This is a genomic window from Streptomyces kronopolitis, assembly GCF_014646275.1.
GTDB classification, from domain to species: Bacteria; Actinomycetota; Actinomycetes; order Streptomycetales; family Streptomycetaceae; genus Streptomyces; species Streptomyces kronopolitis.
Window position 1 is genome coordinate 242,192 of sequence record NZ_BMND01000001.1, and the last position, 20,276, is coordinate 262,467.

At 75.6% G+C, this 20,276-nt stretch carries 1 protein-coding gene; it reads left to right on the plus strand.

Annotated elements, in window-relative coordinates; all coding sequences use genetic code 11:
- The first annotated feature begins 3 nt into the window (after positions 1 to 3).
- Positions 4 to 20,028, plus strand: coding sequence for a non-ribosomal peptide synthase/polyketide synthase (locus IEY78_RS00920; RefSeq protein ID WP_189095434.1), 20,025 nt, complete (start codon positions 4 to 6; stop codon positions 20,026 to 20,028).
- Positions 20,029 to 20,276: the final 248 nt, after the last annotated feature.

Sequence of the window (20,276 nt, forward strand, 5' to 3'; positions counted from 1 at the left end):
CCCATGACGTCTTCGAAGAAGGGCCGCGCCGCGGCCCTGCCGCAGGAACTCCAGGACGCGCTGCGCCGCCGTCTGGCCGGCAAGGGCGGCCCGGCGGCCGCCAAGGCCCGGGAAATCCCGCGCGCCGACCGCTCCGAGCCGCTGCCGCTCTCCTTCGCCCAGCAGCGCCTGTGGTTCCTCGACCAGCTGCGCCCCGGCGACTGCCGCTACAACAGCGCGGTCGCGCTGCGGCTGACCGGCGGCCTGGACCGGGCCGCGCTGTCCGGCGCGCTGGACGCGGTGCTGGAGCGCCACGAGGCGCTGCGGACCACGTTCGACGACATCGACGGCCGGCCCGTGCAGACGGTGCGCCCCGCCGCCCCGGTGCCCCTGCCGGTCCGCGACCTGACGGAGTATCAGGACGAGGTTCCCGGGGGCGGCGGCCCCGGCGCCCTGGACGCGCTGCTGCAAGCCGAGTACTCCCGCCCGTTCGACCTGCGCACCGGACCGCTGCTGCGGGCCCTGCTGGTGCGGGTGGCCGACGAGGAGCACGTCCTGCTGCTCACCGCGCACCACATCGTCACCGACGGCTGGTCCATGGGCGTGCTGTTGGACGAACTGTGCACCTCCTACGACGCGCTGGCGCACGGCGAGACGCCCGCGCTCGCGCCGGTGGCGACCCAGTACCCGGACTTCGCCGTCTGGCAGCGCGGCCGGCTGACCGGCGCCCTGCTGGCCGAGCAGCTGTCGTACTGGACCAAGCAGCTGGACCAGGCGGCGCCGCTGGAGCTGCCGCTCGACCGCCCCCGCAGCGGCGCGGAGTCCGGCGGCGGCGCGATCCACGAGTTCCGCGTCCCGCCGCGCACCGCGGCCCGGCTGCGGCAGCTGGCGGCCGAGCAGCACACCACCCTGTTCACCGCACTGATCGCGGCCTGCCAGGCGCTCTTCGCCCGCTGGTCGGGGCAGGACGACATCGCCGTCGGGTCGCTGACCCCCGGCCGCGGCCGCACCGAACTGGAGCGCGCGGTCGGCTTCTTCGTCAACACCGTCGTGCTGCGCTGCCCCGTCGACACCGCACGCCCCTACCGCGAGCTGCTGGACACCGCCGCCGGCACCGTCCTGGACGCCTTCGCCCACGACGACACCCCCTTCGAGCGGCTGGTGGAGGCCGTGGGGGCGGTCCGCCAGGCGGGCCGCAACCCGCTCTTCGACGTCATGGTGCTGCTGCACCCGGCCCCGCCCGAGGCCCCCGGTCTGCGCGGGCTGACCGCACAGAGCGTCACCGTGCCCCGCCAGGCCGCCACCTTCGACCTGAGCGTCGAATTCGTCCCCGACGGCGAGGCGCTCACCGGCCTGCTGGAGTACCGCACCGATCTGTTCGACGCCTCGACGGCGGCGCGGATGGCGGAGCAACTGCTCCTCCTGCTCGACGGCGTGGCCGACGAACCGGACCGCCCGCTGGGCGAGCTGTCGCTGCTCTCGGCGCGTGAGCGGCAGCGGCTGATCACCGAGTGGAACGACACCGCGCTGCCCGTGGCGCCCACCACCTACCCCGAGGTGTTCGAGGCGCGGACGGCCGCCACCCCCGACGCCACGGCACTGGTCGCCGGGGACACCACCCTCGACTACGCCGCCCTCAACGCCCGCGCCAACCGGCTGGCCCACCACCTCATCGACCGCGGCGCGGGCCCCGAGCAGCTCGTCGCGCTGCGGCTGCCGCGCACCGCCGACATGGTCGTGGCGATCCTCGCCGTCCTGAAGTCGGGTGCCGGATACCTGCCCGTCGACCCCGAACTCCCCGCCGACCGGCTGGAGTTCCTGCTTGCCGATGCCCGGCCGCTGCTGGTGCTCGACGAGGCGGCGCTGCGCGAGGTGCCCGCCTCGGCGCCCGCGACCGACCCCACCGACGCCGACCGCCGCGCCCCGCTGCTGCCCGGACACACCGCCTACGTCATCTACACCTCCGGCTCCACCGGCCGCCCCAAGGGCGTCGCCGTGGCCCACCGGTCCCTGATGAACCTGCTCGCCGGCCACCGCGACGGCTTCGTCGCCGCGGCGGGCGGCGGTCCGCTGCGGGTCGCCCTGACCGCGTCGTTCTCCTTCGACACCTCGCTGGAGGGCGTGCTGCTGATGGCCGACGGCCACCGGCTGCACCTGGTCGACGAGGCGACCCGCCTCGACCCGGCCGCCCTGGTCGAATACGTCGTCGCCCACCGCATCGACTTCCTCGACCTGACCCCCTCCTACCTGCGCCAGCTGCTGCCGGCCGGGCTGCTCACCGACGCCCGCCACCACCCCCGGCTGCTGATGCTGGGCGGCGAGGCGGTCGGCTCCGCGCTGTGGCGGGAGCTGGGCGAGCTGCCCGATGTCGCCGCGTACAACTTCTACGGGCCCACCGAGTGCACCGTGGACGCGCTGGCCTGCCGCATCGACGGCACCGGACGGCCCCTGGTGGGACGGCCGCTGGCCAATGTCCGCGCCCATGTCCTCGACCACCGGCTCCAGCCGGTGCCGCCCGGCGTCGGCGGAGAGCTCTACCTCGCGGGCGACCAGCTCGCGCGCGGCTACCTCCACCGCCCGGGCCTGACCGCCGCCCGCTTCGTGGCGGACCCCTACGGTCCCCCCGGCAGCCGGATGTACCGCACCGGCGACCTCGCCCGCTGGACCGCCGACGGACAGCTGGACTACCTCGGCCGCGCCGACGACCAGGTCAAGATCCGCGGCTTCCGCATCGAGCCCGGTGAGATCGAGGCGGCCCTGCTGGCCCTGCCGGCCGTCGCCGAGGCGGCCGTCGTCGCCGTCGACGACCCGCACGGCCACGCCCGGCTCGCCGCCTACGTGACCCCCACCGCCCAGGACGGGCCGCCCGATGCCGCCGAGCTGCGCGCCGCCCTCCAGCGCACGCTGCCCGGCCACATGGTGCCCGCCGCCTTCGTGGTCCTCGACGTCCTGCCGCTGAATAGCAGCGGCAAGCTGGACCGCCGCGCGCTGCCCACCCCCGACCTCGACGCGGCCCCCCGCGCACAGGAATTCGTGGCCCCGCGCACCCCCGCCGAGCGGACGCTGGCCGGGATCTGGTCCGCGGTGCTCGGCCTCGAACGGGTCGGCGTCGGCGACAACTTCTTCGAGCTGGGCGGCGACTCCATCCTCAGCATCCAGGCGGTCTCCCGGGCCCGCGCCGCCAGTCTGCACCTGACCTCCCGGGACGTCTTCCAGCACCAGACCGTCGCCGAACTGGCCGCCGCCGTGGACCGGCGCAGCGCCCCGCTGCCCGCGCAGCGGCAGCCCGAGGACACCGGCCCGGCCCCGCTCACCCCCATCCAGGAGTGGTTCTTCGCCACCCACGGTCCGCTGCGGCACTTCACCATGTCGATGCTGCTCGACCTGCCCCGCGACCTCGACGCGGACGCCCTGGAGCGGGCCCTGTACGCCGTGACCGCCCACCACCCCGCGCTGCACACCCGGTTCGTCCGCACCGGCGACACCTGGCGGCAGCACCCCGGCGCGCCCGTCGCCCCCGGCCTGCTGACCCGGCACGACCCGGCCGGGACCACCGGCGCCGCCCGGGACGCCGCGCGCACCGCGGCCGCCGACGCCGCCCGCGCGGCCCTCGACCTCACCACCGGCACGCTGCTGCGCGCCGCGCTGTTCCTGCCCACCCCCGGCGACCGGCCCCAGCTCTTCCTGACGGCCCATCACCTCGCCGTGGACAGCGTCTCCTGGCGCCTCCTGCTCACCGACCTGGAGCGCGCCTACCACCAGGCGGCCGCCGGCGAGCAGATCCAAGCGGAGCCCGCCACCACCGCGTTCACCACCTGGGCCACCACCCTCTCCCGCCACGTCGCAGACGGCGGCCTGGACGGCGACCTGGCCTACTGGCAGGCCGAGACCGAAGCGGTACGCACCCCGCTGCCGGTCGACCGCCCCGGCACCCCGCTGGCCGGATCCGTCCGCACCGTCCGCACCCGCCTGGACCGCGACACCACCGAGGCGCTGCTGCGACGGGTGCCCGGCGTCTACCGGACCCGGATCAACGATGTGCTGCTCAGCGCGGTGGGCCGGGTGCTCGCCGACTGGGCGGGCAGCGACCGCGTCACCGTGGCCCTGGAGGGGCACGGGCGCGAGGAGCTCCACGAGACCGACGAGGCGGCCGCCGCGGCCGGCGACGGCACCGATCTGTCCCGGACCGTCGGCTGGTTCACCACCCAGTACCCCGTCACACTCACCCCGGCCGGGCCCTCGCACGCGCCGGACTGGGGCGCCACCCTCAAGGCCGTCAAGGAACAGCTGCGCGCCGTCCCCCGGCGCGGCCTCGGCTACGAGGCGCTCGCCCGCCTCGGCTCACCCGACCCGGCCGCCCGCGCCCTGCGCGACGTGCCGCTGCCCCAGGTCTGCTTCAACTACCACGGCCAGTGGGAGCACGCGGCCGGCGGCGACTTCGCCCCCGCCGGCGAGGTCCCCGGCCGCGACCTGGCCGCCGACGCGGCCCTCGACCACCTGCTGGACATCTCCGCCGTGGTGGCCGACGGCGTCCTGGAACTCACCTGGCACTACAGCGACCAGGTGCACGACGAGCGCACGGTGGGGGACCTGGCGGACGGCACGCTCCGCGCCCTGACCGCGATCGCCGCGCACTGCGCGCAGCCGGACGCCGGCGGCCGCACCCCCTCCGACTTCCCGCTGGCCCGCCTCGACCAGGCCGGCGTGGACCGGCTCGTCGGCGACGGCCGCGGCATCGAGGACCTCTACCCGCTCACCCCGCTCCAGGAGGGCATGCTCTTCCACCGCCTGGTGGGCGGCGCCGACGACGTCTACCTCGACCAGGCCTCCCTGCTGCTGGAAGGGGTGTCCGACCCGCGGGCGTTCGCCCTGGCCTGGCAGCGGGTGGCCGACCGGACGTCGGTGCTGCGCACCTCGGTCGTCTGGGAGGGCGTCCCCGTACCGCTGCAGGTGGTGCACCGCCGGGCGACCGTGCCCGTCGTCCACGTCGACCTGCGCACGGCGGACGCGGAGCGGCAGAGCGCCGAACTCGCCCGGCTCCAGGCCGAGGACCTGGCCCGCGGCCTGGACCTCGGCACGCCCCCGCTGATGCGGCTCACCCTGATCCAGCTGCCCGGCGGGGCGCTGCGACTGCTGTGGACCTCGCACCATCTGATCCTGGACGGCTGGAGCCTGGCCCAGGTGCTGACCGAGGTCTGCGAGGAGTACGCCGCGCTGGTCGCCGGCCGCGAACCGGCGCCGCCCGTCCGCCGCCCGTTCGGCGACTACGTCCGCTGGCTGGCCGGTGCCGACGACCGCGCGGCCGAGGAGCACTGGCGCGCCCACCTCGCCGGCTTCGCCACCCCGACACCGCTGCCCTGCGACCGCCCGCCCCGCGAGGCCCATCAGGCCCGCTCCGCCGAGGTGCTGGCGGTGAGCCTGTCCGCCGAGCGCTCCGCGGAGCTGCTGCACACCGCCCGGCGCGGCGGACTCACCCTCAACACCGTGGTCCAGGGCGCCTGGGCGCTGCTGCTGGCCCGCTACAGCGGGGAGCCGGACGTGGTGTTCGGCACCACCGTCTCCGGCCGTCCCGACACCCTGCCCGGCGTCGAGTCGATGGTGGGCATGTTCATCAACACCCTGCCCACCCGGGTCCGGGTCGACGGGCGGCGCACCGCCACCGCCTGGCTGCGCGAGCTCCAGGACGCCCAGTCCGAGTCCCGGCGCTTCGAGGCCGTCTCGCTGGCGCAGCTCACCTCGTTCAGCGACGTACCGGCCGGCACCGCCCTGTTCGACAGCATGGTCGCCTTCGAGAACTACCCCTTCGACGAGGCCCGGACCTCCGGCGCCGGAGTGCGCCTGGCGCAGGTCACCTCCCGGGACGCGACCAACTTCCCGCTGGTGCTGCGCGCCCACCACAGCGACCGCCTCGGCTTCGACCTCGCCTACGACCCCGACCTGTTCGACGCCGCCACCGTCCGCACGCTCGCCGACCGGCTGTGCCTGCTGCTCACGGAGCTGGCCGCCGACACCGACCGCCCGCTGCGCGACCTGGCGTGGACGACCGCCGGGGAACGGCACCGGATGCTGGTCGACTGGAACGGCACCGAGCACGGCCGGCCCGAGGCGACCCTGGTCGACCTCTTCGAGGCGCAGGCCGCCCGCACCCCCGACGCCACCGCCGTGACCTGCGAGGGCACCGCCCTGTCCTACGCCGAACTCGACGCGCGGGCGGGCCGGCTGGCCCACCGGCTGGCCGAGTACGGAGCCGGCCCCGAGCGCTTCGTGGCGCTCGCCCTGCCCCGCTCGGCGGAGCTGCTCGTGGCGATCGTGGCGGTGCTGAAGACCGGCGCCGCCTACCTCCCCGTCGACCCCGAGCTGCCCGGCGGCCGCATCGCCCACCTGCTCACCGACGCCGACCCGGCCCTGCTGGTGACCACCACCGCCGTCGCCGGCCGGCTCACCGACACCACCGCGCCCCGGCTGCTGCTCGACGACCCCGCGGTCCGCGACGACCTGGCCGAACGCCCGGCCACCGGCCCGGAGCCGGCCCGCCGCCCGCTGCCGGAGAGCCCCGCCTACGTCATCTACACCTCGGGCTCCACCGGCCTGCCCAAGGGCGTGGTCGTCCCGCACGCCAACGTCATCCGGCTGTTCTCCCGCACCCGCCAGTGGTTCACCTTCGACGAGCACGACGTGTGGACCCTCTTCCACTCCTACGCCTTCGACTTCTCCGTCTGGGAGATCTGGGGCGCGCTGCTGCACGGCGGCCGGCTCGTCGTCGTCCCGCACGACACCGCCCGGGCCCCCGAGGAGTTCCTGCGCCTGCTGGCGGACGAGCGGGTCACCGTCCTCAACCAGACGCCCTCCGCGTTCTACCCGCTGATGCGCGCGGACGCCGAACACCCCGCCACCGGCGCGCGCCTGGCCCTGCGGACGGTGATCTTCGGCGGTGAGGCGCTGGACCTGGCACGGCTGACCGACTGGTACACGCGCCACCCCGACACCGCACCCGTCCTGGTCAACATGTACGGCATCACCGAGACCACCGTGCACGTCTCCTACGCCCCGCTCGACCGCGCCGCGGTGACCGGAGCCACCGCCAGCGCCATCGGCTCCGGCATCCCCGACCTGCGCGTCCACGTCCTGGACGGCGACCTCGCCCCGGTGCCGCACGGCGCCGTCGGCGAGCTGTACGTGGCGGGGGAGGGGCTGGCCCGCGGCTATCTGCACCGCCCCGGCCTGACCGCCGCCCGTTTCGTCGCCAACCCCTTCGGCGCGCCCGGCACCCGGATGTACCGCACCGGTGACCGCGCGCGGTGGCGGCCCGACGGCACCCTGGAGTACCTCGGCCGTGCCGACCAGCAGGTCAAGATCCGCGGCTTCCGCATCGAACTCGGCGAGATCGAGGCCGCGTTGCATGCCCACCCCGGCATCGGCGCCGCCGCGGTCGACGTCCGCGAGGACACCCCCGGCGTGCGGCGGCTGGTCGCCCACGTCGTGGGCAGCGGCCAGGACGCCCCGCCGCCCGCCGCCGCGCTCCGCGCCCACCTGGCGCGCACCCTCCCGTCGCACATGGTGCCGGCCGCCTATGTCGCCCTGGACGCGCTGCCGCTGACCGTCAACGGCAAGCTCGACCGCCGGGCGCTGCCCGCCCCCGGCCGCGACGGCTACGCCGCGGGCGAGGACCGCACCGCCCCGCGCACCGAGGCCGAGCGCCTGGTCGCCCGGGTGTGGGCCGAGGTGCTGGAGGCCGCGGAGGTGGGCGCGGAGGACAACTTCTTCGCGCTGGGCGGCGACTCGATCCTCGCCATCCGCGTCACCTCCCGGCTGCGCGCCGCCCTCGGCGCCGAGGTCTCGCCCCGCCTGCTGTTCACCCACCCCACCGTGGCCGCGCTCGCCGCCGCCCTGCCCACCCCGGCCACGGGCCGCCCGGTACAGGGCGACGCGATTCCGGTGGCCGACCGCACCGCCGAGGTGCCGCTGTCGTACGCCCAGCAGCGCCTGTGGTTCCTCGACCGCTTCGAGCCGGACAGCACCGAGTACCTGACCTTCTTCGTGCTGCGGCTGCGCGGCCCCCTCGACGAGGCCGCCCTGCGCACCGCCCTGGACGCCCTGGTGGCCCGGCACGAACCGCTGCGCACCACCTTCGCCGAACAGGACGGCCGCGCCCACCAGCAGGTCCACGCCCCCGCCCCGGTCGACCTGCCGCTGCACGACCTGTCGGCCACCCCGCCGCGGGCCCGCGGCGCCGCGCTCGACGCGCTGCTGGCAGCTGAGGGCGCCACCCCGTTCGACCTGGGCACCGGACCGCTGCTGCGCACCCGGCTGATCCGCCTCGACGCCGACGAGCACGTGCTGACCCTGGCCATGCACCACATCGTCACCGACGGCTGGTCCACCGCCGTGCTCGGCCGGGACCTGGGCGAGCTGTACGCGGCGGCTCTGGACGACCGCCGCCCCGAGCTGCCCGAGCTGCCCGTCCAGTACGCCGACTACGCGGTCTGGCAGCGCGCCCGCACCGCCGAGGCGGAGGAGCAACTCACCTACTGGAACACGCAGTTGGCCGATGTGGCCCCGCTGGAGCTGCCGACCGACCGGCCGCGTCCCGCCGTGCGCACCAAGAACGGCGCGCTGCTGGAGTTCTCACTGCCCGCCGGGCTGACCGAGCGCCTGCGGGAGACCGGCCGCGCGGCCGACGCCACCCTCTACATGACGCTGCTCGCGGCCTGCAAGGTCCTCCTCGCCCGCTGGGCCGGCCAGGAGGACATCGCGGTCGGCACCGTCGCCTCCGGACGGGAGCGCCCCGAACTGGAGCACCTGACCGGGATGTTCGTGAACACCCTGGTGCTGCGCAGCAGCGTGCCCGCCGACCGGCCGTTCAGCGCGCTGCTCGCGGGTGTGCGCGGCACCGTGCTGGACGCCTTCGCCCACCAGGACGTGCCCTTCGAGCGGCTCGTGGACGCCCTCCAGCCGGAGCGCGACACCAGCCGCACCCCGCTGTTCCAGGTCATGGTGGCGCTGCACAACCTCGGCGGCGAGGCCCCGCGGCTGCCCGGCCTCGATGTCGAGACGATCCAGCCGCCGGTCCGCAACGCCACCTTCGACCTCGGCTTCGACTTCGTCGAGGGCGACGGCGGCCTCACCGCCTTCGTGGAGTACAACACCGACCTCTTCGACGAGGGCACCATCGCGCGGCTGACCGGCCGGCTGCGGCTGCTGCTGGAGGCGGTCGCGGACGACCCCGGACGGGCGGTGGGCGCACTGCCGCTGCAGACCGAGGCGGAGCGCCGGCAGGTGCTCCAGGAGTGGCAGGGCGAGCAATTGCCCGTGCCCGACACCACCTTCCCCGCGCTGTTCGAGGACCAGGCCGTCCGCACCCCGCACGCCACGGCGCTGGTGGCCCGGGACGCCACCCTCGACTTCGCCACCCTGAACACCCGCGCCAACCGGCTGGCCCACCACCTCATCGGCCTCGGCGTCGGCCCCGAGCGGGTGGTCGCCGTGCAGCTGCCGCGCACCTCCGACATGCTGGTGGCCCTCCTCGCCGTCCTCAAGGCGGGCGGCACCCAGCTGTCCCTCGACCCGGAACTGCCCACGGAGCGCCTCGCGTTCCTGCTCGCCGACGCCGCGCCGCGGACCGTCCTGACGCCCGACACGCTGCGCGAGGCGCCCCTGGACGGGCAGCCCGCCCACAACCCCACCGACGCCGACCGCCTCGCGCCGCTGTGCGCCGCCCACACCGCCTACATCAACTACACCTCCGGCTCCACCGGCCGGCCCAAGGGCGTCGCCGTCGAACACCGCCAGCTGGTCAACCTCGTCCACGACCACCGGGCCGGGCTCGTCGCACCGCACACCGCCGGCGGACGGGAGCTGCGCTTCGCGCTCAGCGCCGCCTTCTCCTTCGACACCTCGTGGGAGGGCCCGCTGCTGCTGGCGCTGGGCCAGCAGGTCCACCTCATCGACGAGGACGTCCGCCTGGACCCGGCCGCGTTCGTCGCGCAGGTCACCGCGCACCGCCTGGACGCCGTGAACGTGACACCGTCCTTCCTGCACGAGCTGATGACCGCCGGCCTGCTCACCGGTGGGGGGCACCGCCCGCGCATCGTCATGGTGGGCGGCGAGGCCGTCGGCACGCCGCTGTGGCGGGAGCTGCGGGAGACCGACGGCGTCACCGCGTACAACGTCTACGGCCCCACCGAGTGCACCGTCGACGCCGTCTACGGCCGCTTCACCGACCACGACGAGCGTCCCGTCATCGGCCGTCCGGGCCGCAACCTGCGCGCCTACATCCTCGACGGGCAGCTGCGGCCGGTGCCGGCCGGGGTGCCCGGCGAGCTGTACCTCGCCGGTGCCCAGGTCGCCCGCGGCTACCTGGGGCGGCCCGGGCTCACCGCCGGCCGCTTCCTCGCCGACCCGTTCGGCGCGCCCGGCACCCGCATGTACCGCACCGGTGACCGCGCCCGCCACGACGACCGGGGGCTGCTGGAGTTCCTGGGACGCGCCGACGAACAGGTCAAGATCCGCGGCTTCCGCATCGAGCCCGGCGAGATCGAGGCGGCCCTGCTGGACCACCCCGAGGTCACCGACACCGTGGTGGTGGCCCGCGCACACGACGGCCGGGCACGGCTGGTGGCCTATGTGGTCCCCGCCGGGGAACGCACGCCCCCGGCCGAGGAACTGCGCGTCCATCTGCGCCGCACCCTGCCCGACTACATGGTCCCCGCGGCGTTCGTCGCCCTGGCGCGCATCCCGCGGACCAGTAGCGGCAAGACCGACCGGCGCGCCCTGCCCGAGCCCCCGGCCCAGCCGGACACCGCGACCGGCCATGTGGCCCCGCGCAACGACACCGAGAGCTGCCTCGCCGGCATCTGGGCGGAGGTGCTCGGCGTCCCCCGCGTCGGCGTCGAGGACAACTTCTTCGCCCTGGGCGGCGACTCGATCCTCAGCATCCAGATCGTCTCCCGGGCCCGCCGCGCCGGACTCGCCCTCACCTCCAAGGACGTCTTCCGCCACCAGACCGTCGCGGAACTCGCCCTGCGCACCGGCGCGGTGGCGGCGGCGCCCGAAGGAGCCGCCCCGGCCCCCACCGGACCGGCCCCGCTCACCCCCATCCAGCACTGGTACCTCGACGGCCGCCGCCCCGGCGACGCGCTGCGCTTCACCATGACCCACCGCCTGGAACTGGCCCCCGGCTGCGCCGAGGAGGCGCTGCGGCAGGCCACCGACGCCCTGGTGGCCCAGCACGAGGCACTGCGCACCCGCTTCCGCCGCACGGACGGCGCCTGGCACCAGGAGGTGCTGCCCACCGCCCCCGGCGAGGTCTTCGCCCGCCACGACCTGACCGGACTCGACGAAGCGGCCCAGGAGGAGGCCGTCCAGCGCGCCGCCGAGGCGGCCCAGACCTCCCTGGACGTCACCGAGGGCCGCGTCGTACAGGTCCTGTACTTCGACCGCGGTCCCGACCGCACGGCACAACTCCTGCTCACCGTGCACCACTTGACCGTGGATGGGGTGTCCTGGCGGATCCTGCTCGGCGACCTGGAGACCGCCTACCGCAACACCGCCGCCGGGCGTCCGGCCGGCCTGCCCCCGGCGAGCACCGGCTACGGACACTGGGCGGCCCGCCTCACGCAGCACACCCGCTCCGGCGCCCTCGACGGCGACCTGGCGTACTGGACCGATGTCTGCGCCGCCCCCGCCGGCCTCCCCACCGACCGGGAGGGCGGCAACACCCACGGCGAGGCCGCCACCCTCACCGTGCGCCTGGGCCGCGACGAGACCGACGCCCTGCTGCGCCGGGTCCCGGACGTCTACCGCACCCAGGTCAACGACGTCCTGCTGAGCGCCCTCGGCCGCACCCTGGCCCGCTGGAGCGGCCGGGACACCGTGCTCCTGGGCGTCGAGGGACACGGCCGCGAGGACCTCTTCGACGACCTGGACCTGTCGCGCACCGTCGGCTGGTTCACCGCCGAATTCCCGCTCGCCCTGACCGTCGCCCCGGACGCCGACTGGCGCGCGACCGTACGGTCCGTCAAGGAGCAGCTGCGCGCGGTACCGCTGAAGGGACTGAGCTACGGCGCGCTGCGCCACCTCGCCCGCCCGGGCGCCCTGCCCGACGCGCCGTCCCCGCAGATCGGCTTCAACTACCACGGCCAGTGGGGCATCTCCGCCGGCGAGGGGCCGGCCGGCGACGGGCTCTACCGCGCCGCCCTGCCGCCCGCCGGAGCGGACACCGACCCCGGCGAGGAGCGCACCTACCTGCTCGATGTGACGGGCGTCGTCCAGGACGGCCGGCTCGAACTCGGCTGGACCTACCCGCCCGCCCGCTACGACGAGTCCACCGTGCGCCGCCTCGCCGAGGACACCCTCGCCGCGCTCGCCGAGATCGTCGCGCACTGCGCCCGCCAGGACACCGGCGGCCGCACCCCGTCCGACTTCCCGCTCGCCGGGCTCGACCAGCACCAGGTGGACCTGGTCGCGGGCGACGGCCGGCACGTGGCGGACATCCACCCGCTCACCCCGCTGCAGGCCGGCATGCTCTTCCACGGGCTGGTCGACGACGCGGGCGCCTACTTCGACCAGGTCGCCCTGCGGATCGCCGGGGTCGCCGACCCGCGGGCGTTCGCCGCGGCCTGGCAGACCGTCGCCGACCACACCCCGGCGCTGCGCAGCAGCGTCCACTGGCAGGGCCTGCCCGACCCGGTGCAGGTCGTGCACCGGCACGCCGTGCTGCCCGCCACCCACCACGACTGGCGGAACCTGACCCCCGAGGCCCGCGACCGGGCGCTGGAGGAACTGCTCGCCGAGGACCGCGCGGCCGGCCTGGACGTGACCCGCGCACCGCTGAGCCGGATCGCGGTGGCCGCACTGCCCGACGACGAGATCATGCTGGTGTGGTCCTCGCACCACCTGATGCTCGACGGCTGGAGCACCGGGCAGCTCTTCGCCGATGTGTGTACGCAGTACGCGGCGGCCGTCGAGGGCCGCACCGTCCGGCCGCCGGCCCGCCGCCCGTTCCGGGACTTCCTCCAGTGGCTGGCCACACAGGACCAGCAGGAGGCCGAGCGGCACTGGCAAGGCACCCTCGCCGGATTCACCGCCCGCACCCCGCTGCCCTACGACCGGCAGCCCGTCGAGGCGCACCGGGCCCGCTCCGGCGCACTGGTGCACCTGGAGCTGACCCCCGAGGTCTCCGAGCGGCTGCGCGCGACGGCCCGGCGCAGCGGACTGACCGTCAACACCGTGGTCCAGGGCGCCTGGGCGCTGCTGCTGGCCCGCTACAGCGGCCGCCAGGACGTCGTGTTCGGCACCACCGTCTCCGGCCGCCCGGCCGAACTGCCGGGCGTCGAGGCCATGGTCGGCATGTTCATCAACACCGTCCCCACCCGCGCCGTGCTCGACGGGGCCCAGGGCGTGCTGCCCTGGCTGCGCGGCCTCCAGGAGCAGCAGAGCGACTCGCGGCGCTTCGACTTCGTCTCGCTCGCCCGCATCCGGTCCCTCGGCGAACTCCCGCCGGGCGAGGCGCTGTTCGACAGCATGGTGGTCTTTGAGAACTACCCGTTCGACGAGGCCGCCGCCACCGGCGCGGGCATCCGCATCCAGGACGTGCGCGCCGAGGACGCCACCACCTTCCCGCTGTGCCTGCGCGCCTACCTCGCCGACCGCCTCGGCTTCGACCTCGCCTACGACGGGGCGCTGTTCGACCGGTCGACGGTGGAGCGGGCCGCCGCCCGCCTGGAGACCCTGCTGACCGCCGTCGCCGACGGCGCCGACGGGTCCCTGGACGACCTCGATCTGCTCACCGACGCCGACCGCGCGGTACTGCGCCGCTGGCACACCCCCGCGCGCCACGTCCCGGGCGGCTCACCCGTCGACCGGTTCGCCGCACAGGCGCGCCGCACCCCGGACGCGGTCGCCCTCACCGACCACGACGGCACCGAGCTGACCTACCGCCAACTCGTCGACTGGTCGGACCGGGTGGCGCACCGCCTGCTGGCCGGCGGCCTGGCCGCCGAGGACCGGGTCGCCCTGCTCATGGACCGCTCGGCCGCGCTCGTGGTCGCCCAGCTGGCCGTGCTCAAGGCGGGCGGCGCCTACCTGCCCGTGGACGGCCGGGCGCCCGCGGAACGCCGCCGGATGCTGCTCGACCAGGCGGGCGCGGTGGCCCGGCTCACCGCCGAGGACGTCACCGCCGCCCGCACCGACGACCCGGCGGGGGAGCGGGCGCTGCCGCCCGCCGACCCGGACCGGCTCGCCTACGTGATGTTCACCTCCGGGTCGACCGGGACCCCCAAGCCGGTCGGGGTGCGCCACCGCGACGTGGCCGCGCTCGCCACCGACAGCCGGTTCACCGGGCCCGACTTCGCCCGGGTGCTGCTGCACTCGCCGGTGGCCTTCGACGCCGCCACCTTCGAGGTCTGGGCGCCGCTGCTGAACGGCGGCCGGATCGTGGTCGCGCCGCCCGGACCGGTGGACGCGGGGCTCCTGCGGCGGCTGGCCGCCGGGGGAGAGCTGACGGCGCTGTGGCTGACGGCCGGGTTGTTCCGGCTGCTGTCCCAGGACGCGCCGGACTGCTTCGCGGGGCTGCGCCAGGTGTGGACCGGCGGTGACGTGGTACCGGCCGCCGCCGTGCGCCGGGTGCTGACCGCCTGCCCCGGCCTGAGCGTGGTGGACGGCTACGGCCCGACCGAGACCACCACCTTCGCCACGTCCTTCGCCATGACCGACGCCGCCGCGGTCCCCGCCAACGTACCCATCGGCCACCCGCTGGACGACATGCGCGTGCACGTCCTCGACGCCCGGATGCGTCCGGTCCCGCCGGGCACCGCGGGCGAACTCTTCCTGGCCGGTGAGGGCGTGGCCCGCGGCTACCTCGGCCGCCCCGGGGCCACCGCGGAACGCTTCGTCGCGGATCCGTCCGGGCCCGCCGGCGCCCGGATGTACCGCACCGGCGACCTCGCCCGCCGACGGCTCGACGGCACCGTGGAGTTCCTCGGCCGCGCCGACGACCAGGTCAAGATCCGCGGCTTCCGCGTCGAGCCCGGCGAGGTGGAGGCGGCACTCGCCGCCCACCCGGGCGTCGCGGACATCGCCGTCGTGGCCCGCGAGGACCGGCCCGGGGCCCGCCAGCTGGTCGCCTACGTGGTCGGCCACGACGGGCTCGACCCCCGCGAGCTGCGCGCCCACGCCCGCGACACCCTGCCCGACTACCTCGTCCCGACGGCGTTCGTGCCGCTGGCCGCGCTGCCGCTGAGCACCAACGGCAAGGTGGACCGCGCGGCACTGCCCGCCCCCGCCGACGCCGCCGACCGGCCGGAGCCGGTCGCCCCGCGCACCGAGGCCGAACGCCGCACCGCCGAGGTCTGGGCCGAGGTCCTCGGCCTGGCGGAGGTCGGGGTGGAGGACGACTTCTTCGCGCTGGGCGGCGACTCCATCCTGAGCATCCGGCTCACCTCCCGGCTGGCGGAGGCCTTCGGCACCGAGCTGACCCCGCGGGCCGTCTTCACCCACCCGACCCCGGCCGCCCTCGCCGCGCTGCTCACCGCGCAGGACGCGCCCGCCGAGGACGGCGGCGCGCTGCTCCCCGTGGACCGCGGCACTCCGCTGCCGCTCTCCTTCGCCCAGCAACGCCTCTGGTTCCTCGACGCGTTCACCCCGGAGAGCACCGAGTACATCACCCCGCTCGCCCTGCGGCTGCGCGGCCGGCTCGACAGCGCCGCGCTCGCCGCCGCCCTGACGGCGCTGGCCGCCCGGCACGAGTCGCTGCGGACCACCTTCGACAGCGTGGAGGGCCAGGGCGTCCAGATCGTCCACGCCCCGGCACAGGTGCCCCTGCCGCTGCACGACCTGACCGCACTGCCCGCCGCCGACCGCCCGGCCGCCCTGGAGCGGCTGCTGACCGAGGAGCGCACCCGCCCCTTCGACCTGCGCGTCGGCCCCCTGCTGCGCGCCGGACTGGTCCGGCTCGCCGACGACCACCACGTGCTGACCCTGACGCTCCATCACATCATCACCGACGGCTGGTCGACCGGCGTCCTCACCGGCGACCTCGCCCACCTCTACCGGGCCGCGCTGGACGGCACACCGGACGCGCTGCCCCCGCTGCCGGTGCAGTACGCCGATGTCGCGCACTGGCAGCGGACCGCCCGCACCGGCCCGGCCGCCGACAGCCAACTCCACTACTGGAAGGAGCGGTTGACCGGAGCCGAACCCCTCCAGCTGCCCGCCGACCGGCCGCGCCCGGCCGTGCAGAGCAGAAACGGCGGGACCACGGGCCTGGTCCTGCCTCCCGAGACGGCCGACCGGCTGCGGGAGTTCGGCAGGTCCCGGCGCACCACCCTGTTCATGACGCTGGTCGCCGCGGCCCAGACGCTCTTCGCGCGGCTGTCCGGACAGCAGGACATCGCGGTCGGCACCGTCACCTCGGGCCGCGACCGCGCCGAGACCCAGCGGCTGATCGGCTTCTTCGTCAACACCCTGGTCCTGCGATCCACGGTCGACGCCGCACAGGACTTCCCCGCGTTCCTCGCGGACGTCCGCACCACCGTGCTGGACGCCTTCGCGCACCAGGACGTGCCGTTCGAGCGGGTGGTGGACGAGGTCCAGCCCACTCGCGACACCAGCCGCACCCCGCTCTTCCAGGCCATGGTGGTGCTCCAGAACGCGCCCGGCGAGGCGATGGACCTGCCCGGCCTCCAGGTCAGCGACATCGAGGCGGACCGCGACGACGCGGCCTTCGACCTCACCCTGGAATTCGCCGAGACGGACTCCGGCGCCCTGCACGGTCTGCTCACCTACAACACCGACCTCTTCGACCCCGACACCGCCCGGCGGATGGCCGACCAGCTCAGCACCCTGCTGACCGGCATCGCCGACGATCCTCATCGCCCGCTCGGTGCCCTGCCGCTGGCCCCCGCCGACACCCTGCGGCGCCTGCTCACCGACCGGCAGGGAGCCGTACGCCCGGTGCCGCCGGCCACCCTGCCCGAGCTGTTCGAGCGGCAGGCCGACCGGACCCCCGACGCGGTGGCGCTCGTCCAGGGCGTACGCGAACTCACCTTCGCCGAGGTGGAGAGCGCGGCCAACCGGCTCGCCCACCACCTGATCGACCGGGGCGTCGGCCCCGAGAGCCTGGTGGCCCTGGCGCTGCCCCGCTCGGCCGAGATGACCGTGGCGCAGCTGGCCGTCGCCAAGGCCGGCGGCGCGTTCCTGCCCGTGGACCCGGCCTACCCGGCAGAGCGGCGGGACTTCATGGTCCGCGACTCCGCGGCGGCCGTCGTCCTCGACGACCCGGAGGCCGTCTGGAGCACCGACGGCCCGGACACGGCACCCACCGACGCGGACCGCCGCGCGCCGCTGCGCACCGGCCACCCCGCCTACGTCATCTACACCTCCGGCTCGACCGGCACCCCCAAGGCGGTGGTCGTCACCCACGCCGGACTGGCCGGCTTCGTCTCGGCCGCCGCGGAGCGCTACGACGTCCGACCCGGCGACCGCGTGCTGCAGTTCGCCTCGCCCAGCTTCGACGCCTCCTTCCTGGAGCTGAGCATCTCCCTGCTCGCGGGGGCGACCCTGATCGCGGGGGAGGAGGGGCCGCTGCTCGGCGAACGCCTCGCCCGGGTGCTCGACGAGCGGCGCATCACCCACACCCTGATCCCGCCCGCGGCACTGGCCACCGTGCCGCCCGAGACCGCCGGCGCCCTGCCGGACCTGCGCACCCTGATCGTCGGCGCCGAGGCCTGCCCCGCCGATCTGGTGGAGCGCTGGGCCCCGGGCCGCCGGATGATCAACTCCTATGGCCCCACCGAGGCCACCGTGGTCGCCACCTGGACCGGCCCGCTGACCCCGGAGGCCGGCGCACCGCCCATCGGCCGCCCCGTCGACAACACCCGGGCCTACGTCCTGGACGCTGCCCTGCGCCCGGTACCCGTCGGGGTGACCGGCGAGCTGTACGTGGCCGGCGCCGGACTCGCCCGCGGCTACCTGGCCCGCCCGGGCCTGACCGCGGCCCGCTTCGTCGCCGACCCGTTCGCCGCCCCGGGCAGCCGGATGTACCGCACCGGCGACCTGGTGCGCTGGGGCGCCGACGGCGAACTGCGCTACGCCGGACGCGCCGACGACCAGGTCAAGGTGCGCGGCTTCCGCATCGAGCCCGGCGAGATCGAGAGCGCGCTGCGGCGCAGCCCGCAGGTGCGCGACGCCGTCGTCGCCGTCCGCGCCACCGGCCCGGCCGGCGTGAGCCCCGCCGGCCCCGGACGGCTGGTCGCCTATGTCGTCCCGGCCGCCGGGACGGCGGAACCGCTGCCGGTCCCCGCGCTGCGCGACTTCCTGGCCGAGAGCCTCCCGCCGCACATGGTGCCGTCGGTGTTCGTCCCGCTGGCCGCCCTCCCGCTCACCCCCAACGGAAAGACCGACCGCCGCGCCCTTCCCGACCCCGAGCCGGTGTCCGGCTCCACCGCCCCCCATGTCGCCCCGCGCACCGACACCGAACGCCGGATCGCCCAGATCTGGGCCGATGTCCTCGGCCTCGACACGGTGGGCGCCGACGACAACTTCTTCGACCTCGGCGGCGACTCGATCCTCAGCATGCAGGTGGTCTCCCGGCTGCGCCGGGCCGGACTGCACCTGGCCACCAAGGACCTGTTCACCCACCAGACGGTGGCCACGCTGGCGACCGTCGTCACCACCGAACCCGAGCGCTCCGACCACGGCCCGGTGACCGGCGACCTGCCGCTGACCCCCATCCAGGACTGGTTCTTCGCCACCCCCCGGGCCAACCCCCACCACTTCAACCAGTCGGTGCTGCTCGAACTCGACGGCACGCCCGACATCGCGGCCCTGGAGACCGCCCTGGCCGCACTGCTCACCCACCATGACGCGCTGCGGATGCGCTTCACCGAGGACGGCGGCCGCCGGCGCCAGCACAACCCGCCGCCGACCGCCGACCCGCGCGTGCTGACCCGCCATGACCTGACCGGCCTGCCGTCCGACGCGGCCGACGCCGCCATGGAGAAGGCCGCCGACGACCTGCACGCCGGCTTCGACATCGCCCAAGGCCCCCTGCTGCGGGCGGCACTCTTCACCGGCGGCGCCGACCGCCCCGCCTTCCTGTTCCTGGTGGCCCACCACCTGGTCATCGACGGCGTCTCCTGGCGCATCCTCCAGGACGACCTGGAGACCGCCTACCAGCAGGCCGTACAGGGCAGGACCGTGTCCCTGGGCGAGCGCACCACCGCCTTCCGGGACTGGGCGCGGGGCCTCGCCGCCTACGTCGCCGAAGGCGGTCTGGACCACGAACTGCCGTACTGGGAGGACGCGGTGGCCCCCGCCCCGATCCCGGTCGACCACGACGGCGCCGCGCCCGCCGCACAGGCCCGCACGGTGACCGTGACGCTGGACGAGGCGGACACCACCGCGCTGCTGCGCGCGGCCCCCACCGCCTACCGCACCCGCATCAACGACGTGCTGCTGGCCGCGCTCGCCCTGGCCCTGGCCCGCTGGACCGGCCGCGACCGGGTCTGCGTGGACCTCGAAGGACACGGCCGGGAGGACCTCCTGGAGGGGGTCGACCTCTCCCGCACGGTCGGCTGGTTCACCACCGTCTACCCGGTCGGCCTCCAGGTGTCCGACCGCGACGACCTCGGTGCGTCGCGGGACTGGCGCGCCCTGGTCAAGTCGGTCCGGCGCCAGCTGCGCGCCGTGCCCGGCAACGGCCTGGGCTTCGGCGCCCTGCGCACCCACGGCCCCGCCGAGGTGCGCGAGCGCCTGGAGCGCACCGGCCGCGGGCAGGTCGTGTTCAACTACCTGGGCCAGTGGGACGCCCGGCCCGGCGGGTCCGGCGGCGGACTCGTCCGCACCGAGCACGGCTCCTTCGGCCAGGACCACGACCCGCGCGACGGCGGCTCCCATCTGCTGGAGGCGGTCGGCGCGGTGCAGGACGGCCGGCTCGCCTTCACCTGGCACTACCGCCCCGGCGTCCACGACGAGGCGACCGTGGGTGCGGTCGCCGAGGACTTCGCCGAGGCGCTCCGCCAGATCGCCCGGCACGCCCGGGACAGCGTGTGACCCGGGGGAGGCCGGCGGGTCCGGCACCCGCGCCGCCCGCCGGCCTCCCGCACCCGTCTCCGCGCCACCGGATGCCGGAGACCCCCAGAACGTCGTCGACCGCGCGCCCGGCCAACCGGCCCGGCCCGCGCGGCCGCACGATGAAACGCCCGGTGCCTCCCACGCGTGCGGCAACCACCGCATGACGCGACCGTGCGAGACCGCCGAGTGAACAACCGAGTGAACAACCGAGTGAAGCAATCAACGAT

What these genes read in the sequence shown, in the direction of transcription:
- IEY78_RS00920 (WP_189095434.1), top strand. Translation starts at nt 4, where the DNA reads ATGACGTCTTCGAAGAAGGGCCGCGCCGCGGCCCTGCCGCAGGAACTC.